This is a genomic window from Bacteroidia bacterium, assembly GCA_041391665.1.
Classification (GTDB): Bacteria; Bacteroidota; Bacteroidia; order J057; family J057; genus JAGQVA01.
This window is the reverse complement of the sequence record JAWKNO010000002.1, coordinates 487828-509158: the sequence shown is the minus strand read 5'-3', so window position 1 is coordinate 509158 and position 21331 is coordinate 487828. Positions and strand designations below refer to the sequence as shown.

11 protein-coding genes are annotated in these 21331 nt (G+C 45.6%); 2 read left to right on the top strand and 9 right to left on the bottom strand.

Translation table 11 applies throughout. The features are described 5' to 3' along the window. Positions 1–83: 83 nt before the first annotated feature. Positions 84–839, top strand: coding sequence for a transglycosylase SLT domain-containing protein (locus R3D00_13710; protein MEZ4774235.1), 756 nt, complete (start codon positions 84–86; stop codon positions 837–839). A 2-nt stretch (positions 840–841) separates the two neighbouring features. Here R3D00_13710 and R3D00_13705 read toward each other — a convergent pair whose 3' ends face one another. The 9 genes from R3D00_13705 to R3D00_13665 all read right to left on the bottom strand — a co-directional run bounded on the left by R3D00_13705 (position 842) and on the right by R3D00_13665 (position 18642). After that, positions 842–1939 carry a bifunctional 3-deoxy-7-phosphoheptulonate synthase/chorismate mutase type II gene (locus R3D00_13705; GenBank protein ID MEZ4774234.1) on the bottom strand — a complete coding sequence of 366 codons (1098 nt, stop codon included), beginning with the start codon at positions 1937–1939 and terminating at the stop codon, positions 842–844. A 17-nt stretch (positions 1940–1956) separates the two neighbouring features. Then, complete coding sequence (locus tag R3D00_13700) at positions 1957–2808, bottom strand: prephenate dehydrogenase (protein ID MEZ4774233.1); 852 nt, start codon at positions 2806–2808, stop codon at positions 1957–1959. Then, the gene (locus tag R3D00_13695) at positions 2808–3983 is read right to left on the bottom strand and encodes an aminotransferase class I/II-fold pyridoxal phosphate-dependent enzyme (GenBank protein MEZ4774232.1); all 1176 of its coding nucleotides are present in this window, start codon (positions 3981–3983) and stop codon (positions 2808–2810) included. Before R3D00_13695 ends, R3D00_13700 begins: the two co-directional genes overlap by 1 nt. Positions 3984–4011: 28 nt before the next feature. Further along, a complete protein-coding gene (locus R3D00_13690) occupies positions 4012–4878 on the bottom strand; it encodes a prephenate dehydratase (protein ID MEZ4774231.1) in 867 nt (288 codons plus the stop codon). 235 nt (positions 4879–5113) lie between these two features. Continuing rightward, complete coding sequence (locus tag R3D00_13685; protein ID MEZ4774230.1) at positions 5114–6283, bottom strand: aminotransferase class V-fold PLP-dependent enzyme; 1170 nt, start codon at positions 6281–6283, stop codon at positions 5114–5116. Positions 6284–6288: 5 nt separating this feature from the next. Then, positions 6289–7659: an HTTM domain-containing protein gene (locus R3D00_13680; protein MEZ4774229.1), complete on the bottom strand. Its 1371-nt coding sequence runs from the start codon at positions 7657–7659 to the stop codon at positions 6289–6291. Positions 7660–7666: 7 nt separating this feature from the next. Continuing rightward, on the bottom strand, positions 7667–13888 hold the full coding sequence (locus R3D00_13675) for a gliding motility-associated C-terminal domain-containing protein (GenBank protein MEZ4774228.1): 6222 nt from the start codon (positions 13886–13888) through the stop codon (positions 7667–7669). A gap of 490 nt (positions 13889–14378) precedes the next feature. Beyond that, positions 14379–17786 (bottom strand): PKD domain-containing protein, encoded by a 3408-nt coding sequence (locus R3D00_13670; protein MEZ4774227.1) that lies wholly within the window; start codon positions 17784–17786, stop codon positions 14379–14381. Positions 17787–18000: 214 nt separating this feature from the next. Then, positions 18001–18642, bottom strand: a complete 642-nt coding sequence (locus R3D00_13665) for an ATP-binding protein (GenBank protein ID MEZ4774226.1) — start codon at positions 18640–18642, stop codon at positions 18001–18003. 109 nt (positions 18643–18751) lie between these two features. Here R3D00_13665 and R3D00_13660 point away from each other — a divergent pair, with 109 nt between their 5' ends. Then, positions 18752–21328, top strand: a complete 2577-nt coding sequence (locus R3D00_13660; protein MEZ4774225.1) for a DUF5723 family protein — start codon at positions 18752–18754, stop codon at positions 21326–21328. Positions 21329–21331: the final 3 nt, after the last annotated feature.

Here is a 21331-nt window from a genome sequence, read left to right as displayed (position 1 = left end):
TTATCTAAATTTGTTAGTAAATTTGGATTATATCAAACGCAAATTCTAATTATGTTGGCAATTCAACTCAAAATCGGACAAAGATGAGTACCTATCGACCAAGAATCACTAAATCCGGGGCGGAATACTATTCCCGTCGTGGTGAGACTACCCTCACGCGCCCAATGCCTGAAAATCTCAGGAGAAATTTTCGGAATATAGGCATGATTGCTGGGGTTATTATTTTATCCAATATTCTGACTCATACCATTTTTAACCCGGGTGTCCATTTCCGTGGTGGTTCAGAAATGCCTACTGCACCGGTAAAAGAACCATCGCTTTATTTGATTGACAAAGCGAGTATGTTTGTTCCCGATATTTTCACGTTTGAAGATAAAGTCAGAGAAATCGCGGGTATGCTGCATGTACCCCCCGAATGGCTAATGGCCGTTATGTATTCCGAATCAAAATTTGATGCATCGGTGCTAAATCAAAAGGGAAGCGGAGCTACCGGACTGATACAGTTTATGCCGGCAGCCGCAGAAGATTTGAATGTTTCTCTTCAGCGAATCCGTAAGATGAACCATCTCCAGCAATTGGAATATGTATATCTATATCTGGAGCAGGCAAGAGAAAGATACGGAGACTACGAAAGTCTTGCGGACCTCTATCTGGCGATTTTGTACCCCAAGGCACGCAAACAGGACTATTGTTATACCCTGTATGCAAAGCCCGGAAAATCGTATGAGCAAAATGCCGGGTTGGATGAAAATAAGGATGGAAGAGTTACGGTCAGTGATATAGACCGCCGGATGAAAAGACTGTATCCGACGGCCTATATGGTAGAATTGGATAACTGAAGTTAGTTTTTTACTTCTTCGGAGTTCATTACCATAGTCTGCTGGCGAATAGACTCTTTGTGAATCATTTGAAGAATCTCGTTCATAATGTCTTCACTCAATCCTTTGGCGACGGCAGCCTGAAGACGATCTTTGATAATATCGCTCCAACGGGCAGCCTGAAGAATGGTAATGCCATTCTCTTTTTTATAATGACCGATCTGGCGGGAGATTTTCATCCTGTTTGCGAGTAAATCGACCATCTGATTGTCAAGTTCGTCGATCTGGTCTCTCAACAAGGAGAGCTGATTAATGAAAGCAGGGTTATCGCTCTGGGTTTTACGGTAAACGAGTTCATTGAGAATATGGCCAAGGCGTGCAGGTGTCACCTGTTGTTTGGCATCACTCCATGCTACATCGGGATTGATATGCGCTTCGATCATTAACCCATTAAAGTTAAGGTCCATTGCTTTTTGTGCAACAGAAGCGATAAGGTCTCTTGTTCCACAAATATGGCTAGGATCGCAAATGATCGGCATATCAGGGTAGCGACGACGAAGTTCGATAGGAATTTCCCATTGAGGCTGATTGCGGTATTTTGATTTACCGTAAGAGGAAAAACCCCGATGGATGGCGGCGATTCTCCGAATACCCGCCTGATAAATGCGTTCAATTCCTCCGATCCATAATTCAAGATCCGGATTTACGGGATTTTTAACCATGACAGGAATGTCCATCCCCTTGATAGCATCGGCAATCTCCTGAACGGCAAAAGGGTTGGTTGTCGTTCTTGCGCCAATCCAAAGCATATCAACGCCTGCTTTGAGGCATTCGTACACATGTTTTACGTTGGCAACTTCTACGCAGGTGGGAAGCCCTGTTTCCCGCCCAGCTTCAGCAAGCCACGCAAGGCCTTCACTACCGATTCCCTCAAAGGAATTGGGTCTTGTACGTGGTTTCCAGATTCCGGCACGCAACACCTGCACATTTTCTTTGGCAACGAGGCGCGCGGTTTCCAACACCTGCTCACGGGTTTCTGCACTACAGGGACCAGAAATTACCATTCTTTCACCCATACCGAAACCCCAGTCTTTTAAAGGGATAAACGTTAAACTATCCATGGTATTTGTTGAATTGATTATTTAATTCCATTAAGAATTGGGCCGATTACATTGGCTGCTTCCATCAGCGAATACGTTTGATCGTATTCGCCTTTGGCGATCAAATCTCTGAAAAGACCCATTTTTTCTATATAATTATTTAACACGTCCAGAATATTCTCGCTGTTTTGCTCATATACATCCCGCCACATGCGGGGAGAGCTTTTAGCAAGTCGCACAGTGGAAGAGAAACCACCACTGGCAAGGTTAAAGATATTTGCTTCGCTTTTTTCTTTATCCAATACTGTTAAAGCAAGCACAAAAGAGGTGATATGCGATATATGAGAGACATAAGCCGCATGAATATCGTGTTCACGGGCATCCATATAAATGATCCGCATAAATAGACTCTTAAATAGTCGCTCAACCAGATGAACTGCCTGAGGGTCGCTTTGGCTTCGGTCGCAGATAATTGCAGCCTTTCCGTGAAAAAGATTATTGATCGCTGCTGCCGGCCCCGAAAACTCTGTACCTGCCATTGGGTGCGCCGCAACTGCACGGGACCGCCGCGGATGCCCGGCTATTCGACGTATAATTTCTGCTTTCGTCGAACCCATATCTACGACAACCCCTTTCTCTGATATCAGGTCTAGCACCTGTGGGAAAAGAGAAACAATCCCACTTACCGGTACTGCGAGAATCACGAGATCAGCCGCCGCACAAGCACTTTCCAGCGATAATATTTCATCTACCAACCCCAATGCTATCGCCTGATCTGTATGCAATGGATTTGCATCCACACCGATCAGCCAATCAGCAAAACCATTTGCCCGCAGATCCAAAGCCAGTGATCCCCCGATAAGTCCCAATCCTACAATCGTAATTGTCATTACTGCACCTTTTCCAGTTGAAACTCAAGAATTCTTGTCAGGGCTTCCTGCAATCGGGTTTTGGGCATACACAAGGATGCACGGATGTACCTGTCACCCTGTGATCCAAAAATAAAACCCGGGGTAATAAAGACGCTACAATTATTCAAAATATATTCAGAATAAAACTCGCCAGACGGAGAGCTATCGGGAATTTTTGCCCAGATAAACATGCCCACCTGCTCCTGACTAAACGTACAATCCAGCGCGCCCAGCATTTTCTCGACAATTTTCCTTCGAACCAGATATTCCATATTACGCTCTCTATGCCATTCGTAGGAGTTGTCTAATGCAGTAGCCGCAGCTTCCTGCATGGGTAAAAACATACCCGAGTCCATATTACTTTTTACCCGAAGAATCGTATCAATATAGGCCTGATTTCCAGCGACCATTCCGACACGCCAGCCCGCCATATTATGCGATTTGCTTAGAGAATTTAGTTCGACGACCACGTCTTTTGCTCCTTCAGGCTCCAGCATACTCATAGGGCGATCATTTAACACCAGACTATATGGGTTGTCATGGCAAATGAGAATCCTGTTTTTCCGGCCAAATGCGATGATTTTCTCAAAGAGTTCTCTGGAACCTGTAGCCCCGGTAGGCATATGAGGGTAATTGACCCACATGATTTTTACCTTTGAGAGATCCATTTTCTCTAATGTTTCAAAATCCGGCTCCCAGTTGGTAGTTTCTGACAGTTGGTAAAACAGCGGCTCGGCACCTGCGATTCGGGTGTTAGAGACGTAGGTCGGATACCCCGGGTCAGGGATCAATGCCTGGTCGCCGGGGTTTAGAAAGGCCATGGAGATATGCATAATCCCCTCTTTGGAACCCATCAATGGAAGAATTTCCGTTTCAGGGTCCAACTCTACCCCGTATGTATTCTGGTACCATTGAGAAAATCCTTTACGAAGCCGGGGTATCCCTTTATAGGGCTGATAACCATGATTTCCGGGATCTACCGAAGTATTGATCATGGATTTAATCGTTTCCTCAGAGGGCATCATATCAGGGCTTCCGATCCCGAGGTTGATAATATCCTCTCCTTCTGACATGCGGCGACGCAACTCGCGCAATTTTCCCGCGAAATAGTATTCCTGAATATGTGCGAGTCTGTTTGAGGGTTCTATGATCATAGATAATTGATTTTTTTAATAATAACGATTAAAGGTGAGCCTCCGGATGCTTTTTGCCCCGTTCGTATTCTCCAAGGATTTTTAGCTCTGCGACAAGGGGTTGAATGGCTGAAAGAGAACGCTGATATTGCGCATAATCATCATATTCGAGATCGATATGAAAAAAATACTGCCATTCATGTCCGATTACAGGAAGAGACTGAATTTTAGTCAGGTTCATTCCATGGCTGCTAAGTACAAGCAGAATTTGAGATAAACTCCCAACCTTATGGACAAGATTAAAACATAGCGAGGATTTGTTTGGCCGGATTTTTTCAAAATCCACGAGGTCGCTTTGCTGAAGTACTAAAAAGCGGGTAAAATTTCGTTTATGGGTTTCAATTCCTTCTGCAAGGATTTCCAATCCGGTATGTTTTGCGGCCAGTCTGCTGGCAATGGCACCTACACCCGTTTTTTTCGATTTTTTAATCATCCATGCACTGTCTGCGGTATCGGTGCTTTCAATCAGACGAATATGAGGCTGATCTTCAAAGTATTTGTGACACTGCAAAATTGCCATGGGGTGCGAATGGACTTCGTGGATTTCGGCTAAACTCTGTCCGGGAAGCGCCATGATATGATGTTCTATACGAAGGTATAACTCACCAATTATCGTATAACGGGAATCTCTGACAAGGCCATAGTTGGGCAAAATTGTACCTGCCACGCTATTTTCTATTGCCATTACCCCAAATTCGGCTTTGCCTTGATCTAAAGAACGAAAAAGAGCCGGAAAAGAGTCGCACATTTCCAATTCTATTTCGTCGCCAAAAAACTTCCGGGCAGCAATTTCGTGGAAAGACCCCATCACACCCTGAATGGCAATTCGTTTTTCGGCGGTTAATACTGATTTCATTTTTTCGTTTTTCAGTTTTCAGACAAAAAAAAATCCCTGAAATTTTCTTTCAGGGACTTGCTTAGTTTTTATAAAAACCATTATACAAGGCCCTGCCCTTTACCAAAAAAATAGTAAAAGTAAAAAAAGCTGGCGTTGTATATGAGTGATAATTTCATAATGTTAATGCAAGTATAAGTAAAAGATTGTTAATTCAAAACTTATTTTGATAAATTGTATGTAAAGAAATTACGGTTTAATTGCGATGTTTAGCAGAAACATTCATTAAGACTGAAACCAGCTTTTCCAAATCTGCTGGTTCATTATATAAATGTGGCGAGACCCGGAGCGATTTTCCTCTTACAGAAATGAATATTTTTTCTTTCTCCAGCTCCTGTTTTATATGATTTACCGCCAACCCTTTGGGAAGATAAATACCAACCAAATGATTGCTCCGCCACCCGGGCTGCTCAACCTGATAACCCGCAGACTGAAGAATCTCCAATGGTTTTGAAACCAGTTCTTTACAATACCCCTGTATATGGTCCACCCCTTGCCTGTTGATCCACCCTATTGCGGTAGTAAGCATTGGAACCAGGATAAAATTGCTTTGTTCTCCCATATCATATCGTCGCGCAAATGGCTGATAATGGGGCTCATACCTGGCCAGAGAGCTAAAGTCTTCACTCCCCATGCGGTTGATCCAGTTTTCTTCCAGCGGCTCCTTATCATCAAAAAAAGGCCCAAACCAGGCGAGTCCCAGACCATAAGGCCCCATTAGCCATTTATACCCCGCAGCAATTACGGCATCTGGCTGTATCTCCTGAATATCAAAAGGAAACGCGCCAATAGACTGTGTGCCATCAATAATAAGTTTGGCACCCACTTCCCAGGTTTTTTTGCGAATGGCAAGGAGGTCAAAGCGTGTCCCATCTACCCAGTGAAAATGGGGAAGGGCGACTACTTTTGTACTCTCGTCGATAGCGTTTAGTATTTTTTCATTCCAGTGCTCCCCTCTGTCAGAAAAATCCTGCGGCGGGGTGACCCTTATAACAGATGCGCCAGTATGGTGGGCAAGCTTTTCCCAGCCAAACACATTGCTGGGAAATTGTTCGTCTGCCAATATGATTTTCTCACCTCTTCTCAAAGGAATATTGCGCGTAGCGATCGCCATTCCATAAGAGACAGAAGGAATCAAAGCAACCCTTTCGGGAGTATCCCCACCAACCAGTTTGGTAAACGCTGATTTGAGTGCCTTTACAGGGGCAAAAAAATCATCGGTTGAGATACGGTTAGGAGAACGTTTTCCCAAAATACCCGTTATCCCGGCTTCTTCCACCTCTCGCAACATCGGTGACATATATGCACCATTCAGATAGATAACCTCAGGATCAAGGTTAAACATGTATTTGAGGGAAGGGTTCATATTTTTCAGGGGTTATCTTTCAACGGGAGAATCCAGGTGCTATTCCTGAATATACTTCGGGTGGTTTCGGCCATATTAATTTCAGGGTCAACCATTTGCTGAACAGGTCGGTTATTCATTGAAACCCTGATATTTGCCTGTACCCCGACTTTCTTTGAGTGAAGCTTGATTTTTCCCCGGTCGGACAAAAACTGACAGAATTGCCACATTGCGGCGGGGTCCATGGCCATCAGCGTGATCTGATCGCGATTGAGTTTGTAGGCGCTGAGGTCAACCGGGTAAATGGTTTTTCGGGAATAATCGAGAACCTGGAATTCCAGCTTTTCTGTTTTTCTGGTCTGAATTTTCATCCGCCATGAAAAACGCTGTCCCTGACCTGTCCATTCCGGGTTTCCCGGGTATAAAAAATGGCGGAATGGCATTAAGAGATGAATGCCAAAATATATACAGAGGATCAGTACCAATCTGCGGGAAGGGGCAAATACGGATGGTTTAGGCTGTTTTCTTTTGGGATCAGGCTTCCGGAAATACAGCTTTTCCTTCAACCAGTTCTGATCCAAAAAAAGTACAGTTGCCAGAACCATAAAATAGGGAAATATGTTGATATCGTCGAAGAGTGATGCATTGCTCAGGTTAAAGAACAATACCCCGGCGACGCCCAGCCAGCGGGTTTTAGGAAATAGCAGTATAAAACCTATGGTAAGGTCGAAAACAAGCCCACCGTAGGTAAGCAGTCCAATAGCGATGGAGTCTCCAAGCAGTTGGTGCAAATAAAAACCCTCATCCAGCATGGTCATCACAGGTTCGTGCCGAATGAGCCAATCATAATTCAGCTTAGCTATTCCCCCAAAAAAATACACCATCACCAGATGAGCCTGAAGGACGTAATACATCCAGGCTGGAACCGTTTCATCACCAGTTGGCGCAGTTTTTCGCCCAATTTTCAATGAAGTATCCGCATCAATAAATATCAACCATCCGGAGAGCAGACAGATCAGATAAAGGTGGTTGTTGTAATAGGCTTTATCAATAAAAAATATATAGGTAAAGCCAATGGCAAAAACCGCCATAGCTGGCCGATACCATTTACCCAAAATAATGAGAACACAGCAGGCTATCAGCGCTACGATGAGCAACCACATGAGGTTTTCGGGGAGTGGGTTCAGCCATGAAAGCAGATCATAATGAAAATGCACTTCAGGGTCCGTCAGAAAGACAGGGACAAAGTCCAGTTTCACCAGATACAACATCTCCCAGAGCATAATTGCACCAAAAGAAATTCTAAATATGCCCAGCCCCAATGCTGGCATAGGCCGGAAAAGGTAGCTCCATTTATCAGATCGATTAACGGAACTACTTTTAGTACTGTTTGCCATAAGTAGATTACCGGATCAAAGTAATTGAACCACCCCTTTGGATGCGTTCACCGCGGTAAGTTACAGCATTTACTTTATAAACGTAAGCACCTTCAGCAACTGGTGTTCCGCCCGCACTTCCATCCCAACGGAAAGAGGGGTCATTGGACTGGTAGATCAATTGCCCCCAGCGGTTAAATATTTGAATTTCAAATACTTCAATAGAGTTCATCACGATATAAAATTCGTCATTATGCCCATCTCCGTTAGGGGTAAAAGCGGTAGGGAAGAAAATATTGTAATCCAGCGCCCTGATAAACCTGTATTCAAAATCAGCCGGACATCCAATATCGTTGTCCGCTGTCAGGATCACCACAAAATCTCCTGGTTCGGTGAATGTATGAGTTGGGTTCGGGTCTTCCGAAAATTCACCATCGCCAAAGTTCCAGATAAAATTGGTAGCAAACTGGCTTTGATTGTTGAAATTCACCTCCAGCGGATAAAAACCTTCGGCGGGATCTGGGACAAACTCCGGTCTTGGCAGATTCCGTTCGACATATACTTCATGGAAGAAAGTATCTCCGGCACAACCATTGTCTTCAAATGGAATTACCCAGAAAACACTCGTCGACGGCGGTACAACCCGAATACGATCATTTTTTGCACCTGTACTCCACAAGTAGGATTTGCCACCGGACACTTCCAGAATCTGATCCTGCCCGATACAGATTTCGTGATAAGGGTCGCCGGTAATCACAGGAAGTTCCCAGACATTTACCGTTACCTGATCAGTATTGACACAACCATTGTCATCTGTGCCAGTTACGGTATAGGTAGTATTGACAGACGGGAATGCGAGAGGCGCATCTGATGCAGGGTCGGAGAGCGTCTGACCGGGAGACCAGAGATAGGTAGTTGCTCCGGTAGCCGACAGAAGTGCCGCACCCCTGTCACAGATAAAGGTATCCACTCCTGCATCTAAGATCGGCAACGGATTTATCGTAAGGAATATATCGTCTTTAGCGGTACAGCCATTTCCATCCGTCACCGTTACAATGAATCCTTTGGAAGTAGTTGTATTGGCAATAGGGTCCGGAATAGAGAAGTTGCTCAAAGCAGGATCAGCATTCCACTCATACCCGATACCACCCGAAGCATTGAGGCGGACTGTTTCGCCGATACAAATCGCCGTATCAGGGCCAGCATTGGCCGGTGGGGGCGGGTTGACAAATATTTCAACGGCAACGTCATCCATACATCCGCTGGAATCTGTTACTGCAACAATATAAGTAGTAGTAACGACCGGAAATACAAAGGGGTCAGCTACCAAAGCATTCACAACAGACGAATCCGGAGACCAGGAATAAGCAGTTGCCAGTCCGCCGATATGACCAGCCTGCAGGCGTATGGTATCGCCAAAGCAAATTGTATCCGGCTCACTGACTTTTGCATACATAGTCAGAATATTCAGGGTATCAGTATTTACACAGCCGTTGATATCCGTAACAGTTACAACATAGGTAAAATTGGAGTCAGGCACCGCCATTGGGTTAGGGATATTATCTGCGCTAAGGAAAGATGCGGGACTCCACAGATAATTAACGCCTCCGCTGGCAGTAAGCTGCACAGAGTCCTCTCCACATTTGGTAAAGTCTGTACCTGCATCAGCCGGAGGCAGAGGATTGACGGTAAGGAACATTGAGTCGCGTTCAGTACAGCCATTGGTATCCGTTACCGCTACTACAAAAAACTGACTTACCAGCGGGTTAGCCAGCGGGTTAACCAATGTATCATCACTCAGGCTATCGCCGGAAACCCATAGGTATGATATCCCACCGGCAGCTGAAAGCTGAACCGTATCGAAGATACAGATTGCCTGGTCCAGGCCCGCATCTGCCGGAGGCAATTGATTGACAAAAACCATCATGGTATCAACATCCACGCAGCCGAGGCTGTCGGTCACAGTCACAATATACTCTGTAGTAAATGCGGGGGAAGCCATTGGGTTTTCAATATTGGCATTACTCAACCCAGTTGCAGGCGCCCAACTATAGGACATACCACCAGAAGCGAACAGTTGCACACTGTCCCGCGCACAAATCGTAACATCAGGCCCGGCGTCAGGATCAATCACAAATACCGTTACCTCCGCAGAATCAGCGCAACCCCATACGGCAGTAACTGTTCCTGTATAAATCGTAGTTGTGTCCGGAAAAGCGATAGGATTGGGGATATTAGGATCGCTCAACGCATAAGAGGGAGACCATTGGTATGAAATACCTCCGGTCAGTAAAAGCGGAACAGTTCCTCCCGGGCATCGAACCGTATCGTTGCTAATTGTAATAATAGGCAATAACCGCACGACCTGATCCAAAGAGTCGAGACTGGTACAACCGTTGGTGTCGGTGACAGACACATAAAACCGCCAGGTACTGTCCAGCGTAGTACCGCTATAAGTCGGTGAAGCAACCGGGCTGGCGAGGGTAGGATCGTTAAAAATATTGGCAGGCATCCACTGATAGATGACTCCGCCAGTTGCATTCACAGTAGTACCCCCCCCAGAACAAACATAAGGGTCTGTACCAAAAGTCGTGGTAAGTGGAAGCGGATTCACCACTACGGTAACTGTATCGCGGTCTGTACAGCCTGTAATATCTGTAACCGTTACATAAAAATCTGTTGTTGCCTGAGGAAATACAGTAGGCGTAGAAGAAGCCGCATTGATCAGATCAGGAGATAAATCCCACTGGTACCCTACCCCACCACTGGCGGCAAGCTGGATACTGTCATAAATACAAACAGGTATATCCGGGCCGGCATTTGCATACATTGTTCTGACAAATACCGAATCCATGCTGGTACAGCCATTGGTATCCGTCACCGCAACAAAGTAAGTCGAGGAAGAATCAGGGTTTGCTATTGGGTTAAACACCAAAGGATTATCAAGGCCCAGGGCAGGTGTCCAGGCAAAATTCACGCCACCACTGGCAGCAAGCGGTACACCCACATTCCCACATTTCGCGGTATCATTTCCGGCATCTACAATGGGTAGTAAGTTGACAATGACGGTTGTTGTATCAGTATTTACACAGCCATTGGCATCGGTAACCGTAACCACATAATCGGTAGTGTCAGTAGGAAAAACCAGGGGATTGGGGATATTGGTGCCAGACAGAGAGGGCGAAGGATTCCAGACATAAACAACTCCACCGCTCGCGTTCAGGTTAACTGAGTCGCCAATACATAAAGGCTGGTCATTGCCAGCATTGGCATTGGGCAGTGGATTGACCACCACGGTAACCTGGTCAGTGTCTGTACAACCCGTAACTGCCGTAATGGTCAAGGTATAAACAGTGGTAACCAATGGTGAAGCAATCGGGTCAGAAGAGTTAGGGTTACTCAGAGTAGAAGGATTATCCCATGAATAGGAAACACCGCCATTGCCATGTAATTGTACGGCTTCCCCCACACAAAGTGTATCATCTACTCCAGCATCCGCATGAACTACTGAGACCAGAATTCCATCGGTTTGTGTACATCCATTTTCATCAGTTACAAAGACAGTATAATTGGTTGTTGTCAGCGGATTTACGATCGGATTAAACACAGAAACATTACTTACACCTGTCCCAGGGCTCCACAAATAGGTATAATCAGGGTCGAAAGTCGCAGCGATCTGAATACCGGTTGTACCACATTTCAGTGTATCATTTCCCGCGTTGATTATGGGTAAAGGATTAACGGTTAGTGTCATGCTTGCGGTATTCACACAACCATTTGCGTCTGTTCCGGTAACGGTATAGGTAGTAGTTGTCGTAGGATTAGCCGTAGGATTGGCTACTGTGGAAGAAGAAAGACCTGTGGCCGGAGACCAGACATAATTTACTGCGCCCGTTGCATTCAGCTGGGTACTACCACCAATACAAATGGCGGTATTCGCCCCCGCACTCACAGTCGGCAACGGATTGACCGTAACGGTCAGTTGATCTGTATCTACGCAACCTAAGCTATTGACAACTGTTACAGTATAGGTTGTGGTCGTAGCGGGCGAAGCTTTGGGGTTTGCAATATTAGGATTACTTAAACCAGTTGCAGGGGACCAGGAATAGGTAATTCCCCCTGAAGCGGAAATCGTAACACTATCTCCGGAGCAGATAACCTGATCGGGTCCGGCAACCGCATCCATAGGAGTTACCACAACCTGATCTGTATTTACACAGCCATTGAGATCCGTCACCGTTACAGTATAGGTTGTGGTGAATATATTATTAGCTACCGGATTGGATATATTAGGGTTGGATAAGGTAGCAGCAGGAGACCAACTATAAATAATCCCCCCTGTAGCCTGCAACTGCATCGGGATTCCCGGGCATTTTATCGTATCATTTCCGGCAAAAGCATTTGGCAGAGGATGAACCAGAACGAACACATTATCGGTTTGCACACAGCCAAAAGCATCCGTAATACTTGCGGTATAGGTAGTGCTGACGGTGGGTGTTGCCACTGGGTTTGCAATATTCACATTACTGAGGCCGGTGGAAGGAGACCACAAATAGGAAACCCCGCCGCTTGCCTGGAGGAAAGCGCTTTGGCCTACACAAAGTGTATCTCCCAGCCCTGCATCGGTGGGAGGCAGCGGGCTGATGACGACATAAATCGTATCTCTTGTGAGAAATTTACAATAGTTGACATCCCTTGCACCCAGAATCATGGGAACGGTCATTCCCGCCATGGTACAGGGCGGTGTCCAGCAGACATTTCCCGAAATCGGGTTGGTACCAGACTGCGTAATCGTAGCCACCGGTTGTGGTGCACCCAGGCCGGGAAAAGGGCCCTGTATCGGTATCAGTTCCAGTGTATCAAATGCATCCGCGTCTGAAGCCGTCCATGTGAAACAGAAGTTCTCAAGTGGATCCACAAATACAGTATCCGCACTGGCTCCAGGCAATGTATGAGAGAGCGTAGCCCGGGCCATTGGCTCTACAATCACATAGGTTGTATCAAAAACGATATTATACCCGGGGCAATCGGAAGTATCCCGCCCGCCGACAATAAACAAGACGGTATCACCCTCCAGTTTACAAGAGGCCGTCCAGCAGACTTGTCCTACCGCAGGATTGGTACCAGTATAGGTTAAGGTTGCAAAAGGCGGAGGCAGCGTATTGCCAATGCCAAAAACAGCACTGACAGGGAAAAGAATTACGGTATCGCCTACAGTAGGATCGGAGACAGAAATGTCATAGCAAAACGATTCGGTCGGCTTTACCCAGATCGTATCTCCATTTGAACCAGGAACCGGCGCTGTATTATTGGCGATCACAGGCTCATTTCCCTGCGGAGAACAAGTAATTACATTGATCTGAAAGTCCCGTTTGTTTTCACTGAGCAGCACACCATTGCGGTATTCTTTTACAGAAAGCGCAAAAACAGAAAGACCAATTTGGGTGGGTGTGAGGGTAAGCAGTCCGGAAAGAGGGTCTATGTTAAAATTGCCGGAGGCAAAAGGATCCTGATAACTATAGCCGGCAAAATAATTCACATTTTGATAGGGAGGTGGTCCCATAGGATTGGCCCCAAATCCGCCGACACTTACTACCGGATTAAACTGGGTAGCGCCCTGTCCCACTGTATTGACGCCTGTATAGGGGTTGGAAATCTGGTACACCAACGAGTCACCATTGGGATCAGTCGCCGAGTGGTTGAAGCTGAAAGGCTGATTGACACAAAGGAACAGTGGCGGCAGCTGATTAAATGTGGGCATACTGTTACAAGAGGCTGGCGTAGTTTCGGGAACCTTTGCCAGTACCGTAATGCCCTGATTTTGGAAAATATTAGTAACCACATTGTTTCGGCAGCATCGTGCCCAACCGATATTATATCCTCCGGCAAGTGCAGGAAGGGTAACATTCGCTGTATAGTTGACATACTCCACACAAAGGTTATAAGGAGTACCGGTACAGGCATTCCAGTCCACCGGAAGTACTTCTATTCCCGTTTGAGACAACGGGATATTGACAGTGTTATAAAGCGTGTTGTTACTGCCACGGAAAATAAATAAGCGCACATTATTGTCAAAAGCGGCTTGTCCATTTACACAATCTCTATACACCGTAAGTTTTACCTGATACACCCGCGCTGCCGGGTTTACGCAGGTGTAGGTAAGTTCTGCGCCGGTGATATGTGTTGCATGGGCACTTAAAAACACAGAAAAAAACAAACCTAAAAAGAGGGAAATTTTCGCTCGAATCATGGGGAAACGGTAAATGTTCTTTATTTCAGATATTTCTATTTTGTGTTATTATCTACAGTAGCCTGAGTATTCAGAAATCTTACCCGGTTATACTTTCATTAATATTCACTTTTCTACTTTGGCATTTTTTGTCAAAAAAAGATTCATTTTCAGACCAATAAATCTACACAAAACTACACGAACCTAACATCCCTTTGGTTGGGTTCGGTTCAATTTTTCGTACCAACGGCTCATTCGATGCAGATTGGAACCCTTTCCCGGAAGAATTCCCGGATAATTTTATTCCAGCTACACTTTTTATATGTCTTATCCGTGATTTTCCCCTATTCTTTTTGAGCCAGGTATATCTTCAGTTTTTGGCAAAGTGGGCAAAAAACATTACAAAAAACCACCAATTCTTACCTGTATAATTAATGGAAAGCATAAAAAAAACGGGGATTCATTTGTTGAATTCCCCGTTATAAAATATTCAGTTATTTAATATTTCAACCTATCTGACAATAGTAATGGTTCCGGATTTCAGGATCTCTGTACCGTGAATATCACGGGCTTCCAGATGGAACACATACACACCTTCAGGCAGTACCTGTCCGGAAAGGCCATGCCCATCCCACCGAAAATCCAGTTCATTGGTCGCAAAAACTCTTTCTCCCCAGCGATTGTACACCTGAAAATCCATTGTCGAAATCAGGTGGTATCCAATGGTCAGCTCATCATTAAACCCGTCGCTATTAGGAGAAAAAGCGGAAGGGACGTAGATGCCAATTACCTGTTTGACCTCAATCACACCTGACAGTTGGTATTCGCAGCCATAACGATCGATCAGATCGACAATAACTTCATATTTACCGGGTCGCTGGTATTCGTGAGCGGGTTCGGCTTCAAGAGAAGCTGCACCATCCCCAAAATTCCACCGATACTCTTCTACTTCAATATTTCCCGATATCCGGAAGTTTATGAGAGAATTGGGAATTTCAGCGATCCACTGACTGGGAATCATTTCTGCCTGACCTGGCTGATACAATGTGGCATCTACCGCAAATTTTTCGCCAATACATTCTTTATCTGAAATGGCCCGGACATAATAGGTTTGCGGATAGGGCAACGGTGGAGTGACATAGCTATTCCCTTCCTGAAATGGCCGCTGATCGTTGATGCCATAAAACCATTCCACCCGTTTCGTGGGAGGTACTGACTGTGCGATCAAAAATGCCTGATCGCTAAAACAAACCGTATCGTGCCGAAAATCCGGCGCAGGTGGCATGGGATAGATCTCCAGTTCGAGCGTACGACTAGCTGTACAACCTTTATCTGTAGCGACAGAAAGCGTAATCGGGAAAAAGCCTGAAGTCTGATATGCATGCACAGGATGCAGAATTGTATCGGTGCGGGTACCATCGCCAAGATCCCAGGTCCAGGAGACAATTTCATCACCCGTAACTGTACTATCCACCCAGCTTTGGTTGAGAAAATGAGAGCTGTCTAATACACAGACCGGTTCCATATTGAAGGAGGCTACAGGGTTGGGGAAAACAGTAACATTTTTAGTGATACTGTCGGCGCAACCAAACTCCGTCCAAATATTGAGTTTGGTCTGAAAAATTCCCGGATCCCAATAAAACGGATCGGGATCAGATAAACCAGACGTGCGACCATCGTGGAAAGACCAAAGGAAGCGGGTGATAGCACTGTTGTCAACCACTGAACTTAGATTTGTATAGATCATCTGATTCTCCTCACAAATCTGCTGGGAAGTAAAATCAGCATCCGGCAAAGCATATACTTTAACATTATCCGAGTAGGTATCTTTGCAACCCAGATTGTCAGTGACCTGAATGGTTACATTATAGGTTCCATAAGAACTATATAAATGCGTAGGGCTAAGTGCAACACTACCCGACCCGTCACCGAATGTCCATTGGGACAACTGACTGGTTCCTGTGCCTAATTGGGTCTGATTGGAAAATGAAATCGGGATTCCAAAACACTCAAACTCTGCCGTGAAGTTCGCCACGGGGCTTTTATATACCTCCGCATTTCTGGTAAGACTATCGGTACAACCTCTTGCGGTCGTGGCAATCAACTGAACGGGGAAAGTGCCATAATCTGTGTATGTATGTACAGGATTAGCTGTATTGGATTCGCTGCCATCGCCGAATAACCAAACGTAACTCACGCCCGGACGGGTATCATTCACAAACAGGCTGGGGGTATTCTGGCAAACAGGGTCAACCGTAAAACTGACCACAGGCAAAGAATCTACCAACACGGCATGTACAATTGTGTCCAGACAACCCTTACTGTTGGCCGTGACCAATTGTGCCTGAAAAATGCCCTGATTGGTATACAAATGAGAAGGATTGGAAGTGGTATTTACCTGCCCGTCTCCAAATTGCCATAACCAGGAGGTAAGCTGGTCAAACCCGGCTGTACTGGTAAAGGAAGTAGCATTCCCCTCACAGACACTATCAGCGGTAAATGCTGCAAAATTTCCCGGATAAACGGTAACCTCCATCGAATCTTCATAAATACAGTATCCCTGAAGATCGGTTGATAAAAGGTAATAGGTGGATTTTTGTTCCGTAGTTCCTGAATAAGTGATAGAAATAGAAGGATCAGAAATCGTAGTACTGGAAAGCCCGGTCGCAGGTGTCCATTGATAGGTCTGCCCCACTTGCGGCGTATAACCGATTGTAACAGAAGATGCAGAACAAAAAGCCGTATCCTGAAGCGGCGGAATGATGGGTTTGTCCCAGATTTGCATTACGGCTGTATCGCGGTAAATGGTTGTCGTACACAGCGTACTATCGACGTAGTAGATTTCAATAAATTCGGTGCCTTCTACGAGGTTATCAGAAAATATATATACGGGTAACACAACACTATCCACACCTGCCGGCATGATAATACTATCAGGGAGTGTCTGATAATCCACACCGGGAATCGCAGTTCCACCAACTGTAAAATGGAAAACGGTTGTATCTGTGGGGGGCGTGGGAAGCGTAAAGGTAAACAACCCGTAATTCACACAGCCCTCCACCGCAACATTGGCACCCAGTACGGTCGAGTTGGTTGCGCTCAGGTTAAGTGTCGGGGTTATACAGCCGATACCACCGACTTCAAAAAATACCCCCGAATCATAAGATGCATCAAAAACGTCGGCAATCGCCAGAGTTATATGATAGGTCTGACAGGGAATCACGGCGGCGGCGGCTACCATAGGCACAGTAAATCCGTCAAATTCGACAGAAGTCCCAAAAGTATTATCGGTATAATAGGGGCAGTTGGTACAAGGGCCGAAAGGTATGGTTCCGGGGTTACTGTTGCCATTATTGACATTATTGATCGCAACCGGAATCGTTGTACCGGGAATGCGTGCGATATTCTGACCAGGCGTACCCGTATATCCGGGACCGGAAATAAAGAAGGCAAACACGTCATTGAAGTTTGAGGCTACAAATTCATTGTATTCTTCCGAAGCAAAAACGTAGCTGATGCCGATCGAATCGCACAGCGGAACCACATCAAATTCGATCACACAGACATCATATACGGGTCCACCGACAATAGAACTGAGGGGCGTATAATTTTGAGGATTAAAGGAAAAACTCCCTGAGGTAAGTGCAGATATATTGGGACCTCCCGCAGTAAGCACATTTCCGGTAGAAATTACCACACCGGAATCCAGTCCAAGATTCGAATTCACTCCATTAAACTGGCCGGTTTGGGAGGGCTGACAAAATTGGAAGGTCAGATTACTGACGGTAACGCCCTGGGCAAACAGTGTGGAAAACAGGGTGTCATTGGGCAAGGTATCTGCCGTTACCAATTGAGCATGAAGTGGTTTTACCCACAAAACAGATAAAACCAGAACATAAAATGTAAATCTTTGTCGCATAGCCAGGGTTAATAGTGTAGGTAAATAGGATACGGAACAGCAAGATAAAACAAAAGGTTAAAGACGAAAAGAAATACGTCTGAAACGGGCAATTTGGGTGTCTAACTCAATGTGCTTGACCCGGGGGCCTTTTGTGATTTTCAAACGAAAATCATCCCAGATAAATTGCCGGAGGAGGAATAAAAGCGATATTAGTTGAAGGGACCAGACGCTATTATTCAAATGCTTCAACTTCCAGGCTAAAAAAATCGCCTTTCTCACTTGGGTGAATATTGAGTAATCCAGCCCTTACCAGCAAAACAAGCAACCCTGACACCTGCTGGCGATTGATCTTCAACAATTTCTGGGCTTCAAACAGGGTGATTTGCCGGGTTTGTTCCAGGTGTTGCAGAAGCAATTTTTCCCTTTCCCCGATTCGGATAGATACACCCGACTTCTTTTTTTCGGTGCGAAGGAGTTTTACCATTTCCTGGCTGGCGAGAATACTCATATCATTGCTCCTTACAAAGGCCTGTTTATTTCCTTCATGGAATAAAAAATGAGGCTTTCTTCGGCTTACCGGCACATGGTACACCAATACTACACGACGGGCACTCAGCGGAACCCGCTCCAGTCTGAAGTTGAGTTTTGGGCGGCAGGCTTTCGTCACAAAAGATTCTATCGCAAATACCTCTTCATCGGGAAATTTACAACCCGGAATGCTTTTATCATCGTCCACACCTACCATCAGCATACCGCCTGATGTATTGGCAAATGCCACCATTTCCCGCGCAAGTTTTTCCGGAAAAGCAGCTTTACGCTTAAATTCCAGATTGAGCCCCTCGCCTTTGCTGACCAGTTTTCTAAGTTCGGACATTTCCATAAATCACGATGAATACCGAAATAAGTCATAACCGGGATTAAAGTCCAATCTGCTTACTAAAATCAAACCGATTTTGTTTAGATTTATCTCAAAATTCCCCTATATGATGTATCGTCGATTTTATCTGGTTGCTTGTGTCTTTATTTTCTTACCTGTATTGTTTTTCGGGCAATCTTTTTTAGGGCTCCAAACCGGAAAAACGCTCGGCATCTACAATCTTGATCTTCAGCCTGCGGCTATTGCCGGTCAAAATCCGAATGTAGATATTCAGCTTTTTGGGCTCTCTGCTACACTTGAAAGCAATTACCTTTCCGTCAGTACGTCAGCCATAAAGGATGGTTCTGTCTGGTCAGCAGATGGAAGCAACTACACCCGAATATTTCCGGAAACACTCAATGGCAAGGAAAAAAATATGTTTCTGAATTCGGATTTTCTCCTGCCATCCCTATCAGTAAAGGTAAACCCCAACCGCTCATTTGCGCTTAGCGGTCGTTTGCGAAGCTTCTCCCACCTCGACAAGGTGGGCGAGCCGGCGGCGAGATTCTCTTTTCTGGGTCTGGATATCCCGGAGCAGTTTGGCATACAATACAACAATGACCGGTTTCGATTTTCAACCTTGTCCTATGTAGAGCTGGGACTGGCATGGGCTGAGAAGGTATATGAAAATGGCCCGCATCGGATTATGGCGGGTGCTCGTTTTAAATTTCTCAGCGGCCTTGCCGGAGCTTATTTATATGCCAACCGACTGGAGTATTCTTTTGACAATGCCCACATCCTGAATGTACATGAAGCAGATATGGAGTTCGCTCACTCTATACCCATCGAAGGCATTGATAATAATTTTAACCCCAGAAATGATTTTGACAAGTTTAACCTCCGAAATACTGGTTTGGGAGCTGATCTTGGCGCTATTTACGAATACCGGCCCGACGGACAAAATTATAAGGCACGTGTAGGATTGAGTATTCTGGATTTGGGCAGCATTAGCTTTGAGCAGTCTGTATTTAGTCAGAATTTTTCAGGAAGTGTCATTGGATACGATCTCAACCAGCTAAATCTAAACGGTGTCAGGAATTTTGACAGTACGCTTAATAGTGAATTTGAATATCAGTCAGGCGGGGCTCAATTTCGAATGGCACTACCTACTGTTGTAAGTTTGCAGGCTGATTTCAGGTTGCAGCGCAATGTATATGTGAGTGTGATTCCGTTTCTGGCGATGAAACGTTATGGCAGAGCAGGAGCCGTTCATCAGCTTTCCAACCTGGCAGTGACGCCCCGTTTTGAAGGCAAATGGTGGGGTGTGGGAATACCTTTTTCATTAGCTGGAGACAGAGGTACCAGTGTAGGTGCGACTGTCAGAGTCGGCCCAGTCGTAGCTGGTTCCGCCAACCTGTTTAACTTTCTGCTAAAAGACAATATACGATCTGCGGATGTCCATTTCGGATTTAGAATTCCGCTGTCGGTTTCCAAAAAAGATAAAACCGGGCAGGAAGAGCTCCCGCCATCGCCAGAGCCCGAATCAAAACCAGAGCCCACAGAAAAACCCCAAAAAGAGCCAAAGGAAAAACCCGTTAAAGAACCCAAAGAAAAGCCAGAAAAGCCAGAAAAACCCGATACGGAGAAAACGGTAGCGGAGAAAAAAACAAAAGAAAAACCGATAAAAGAACCTGTAGAAAAGGCCCCAAAAGAAGTCCCGGATAAGCCCATGTCAATATCGCCGGAAAAAACTGAAGCGGTTCCCGAAATTGAAGCAACACCTGAAATAGCGCTCCCTATGGAGTCAAAAGCTCCTGCGCCAGTCGTAGAATCTACGCCATTGCCACCGGCAACAGAGACTGCTGCTGAAATTGCCAAAAAGGAGGCAATCGCCAGGGCAGAAGAAAAGGCCCGGGCAGTAGCAGAAGCAGCAAGGATAAAACGCGAAGAGGCCCGGCAAAAAGAAGTGGAGGCGCAGAAAAAAGCCAGAGAACAAGAGCTGTTGTCAACCGATACTGAACTTTATCAGGATCGCGACAATGACGGAATTGCAGATAAATATGATCAATGCCCGGATGTACCCGGCCCCCTGGCGCTTGCAGGTTGTCCGGAAAAAGTAGAAAAAACCGTTGTAAAAACTGTACCCAAACCCGTAGTTGAGACAGAACCCGTAGTAGCCGGGATGGATTATTCAAAAGGAATTTACAGCACCGGGCCACTCTCCAAATACCTGCCATACGCAGACTATGACCACGACGGAGTGGTAAACGAAGATGACCGTTGCCCCGAGTCCGCCGGGCCAAAATCCAGGATGGGTTGTCCGGAAGAAGACCCCAGAGGCGATCATCTTTTAGAGGAACTGGAAATTGATGCGTTTGAGCGGATCTACTTCGACTCAGGGAGCGACCACCTCACCGGCAATAGCCGGATGGTGCTTAATCGCGTATCAGATTTTTTGAAATCACAGCCTGAAGCCAATATTCAATTAGTAGGCCATGCTGATGATATTGGCTCCGACTCCTACAATGATGATCTTAGCCAAAGAAGAAGTGAATCGGCCAAAAAATATCTGGTAGCCAAAGGCATTTCTGAAGACCGGCTTTCAATAGAATATTTTGGAAAACGTATGGCTGTAGTTCCCAACCGGGATGAAGCAGCCCGTAAAAAAAATCGCAGGGTAGAAATTGTATTGGTAGGAAATTGACAA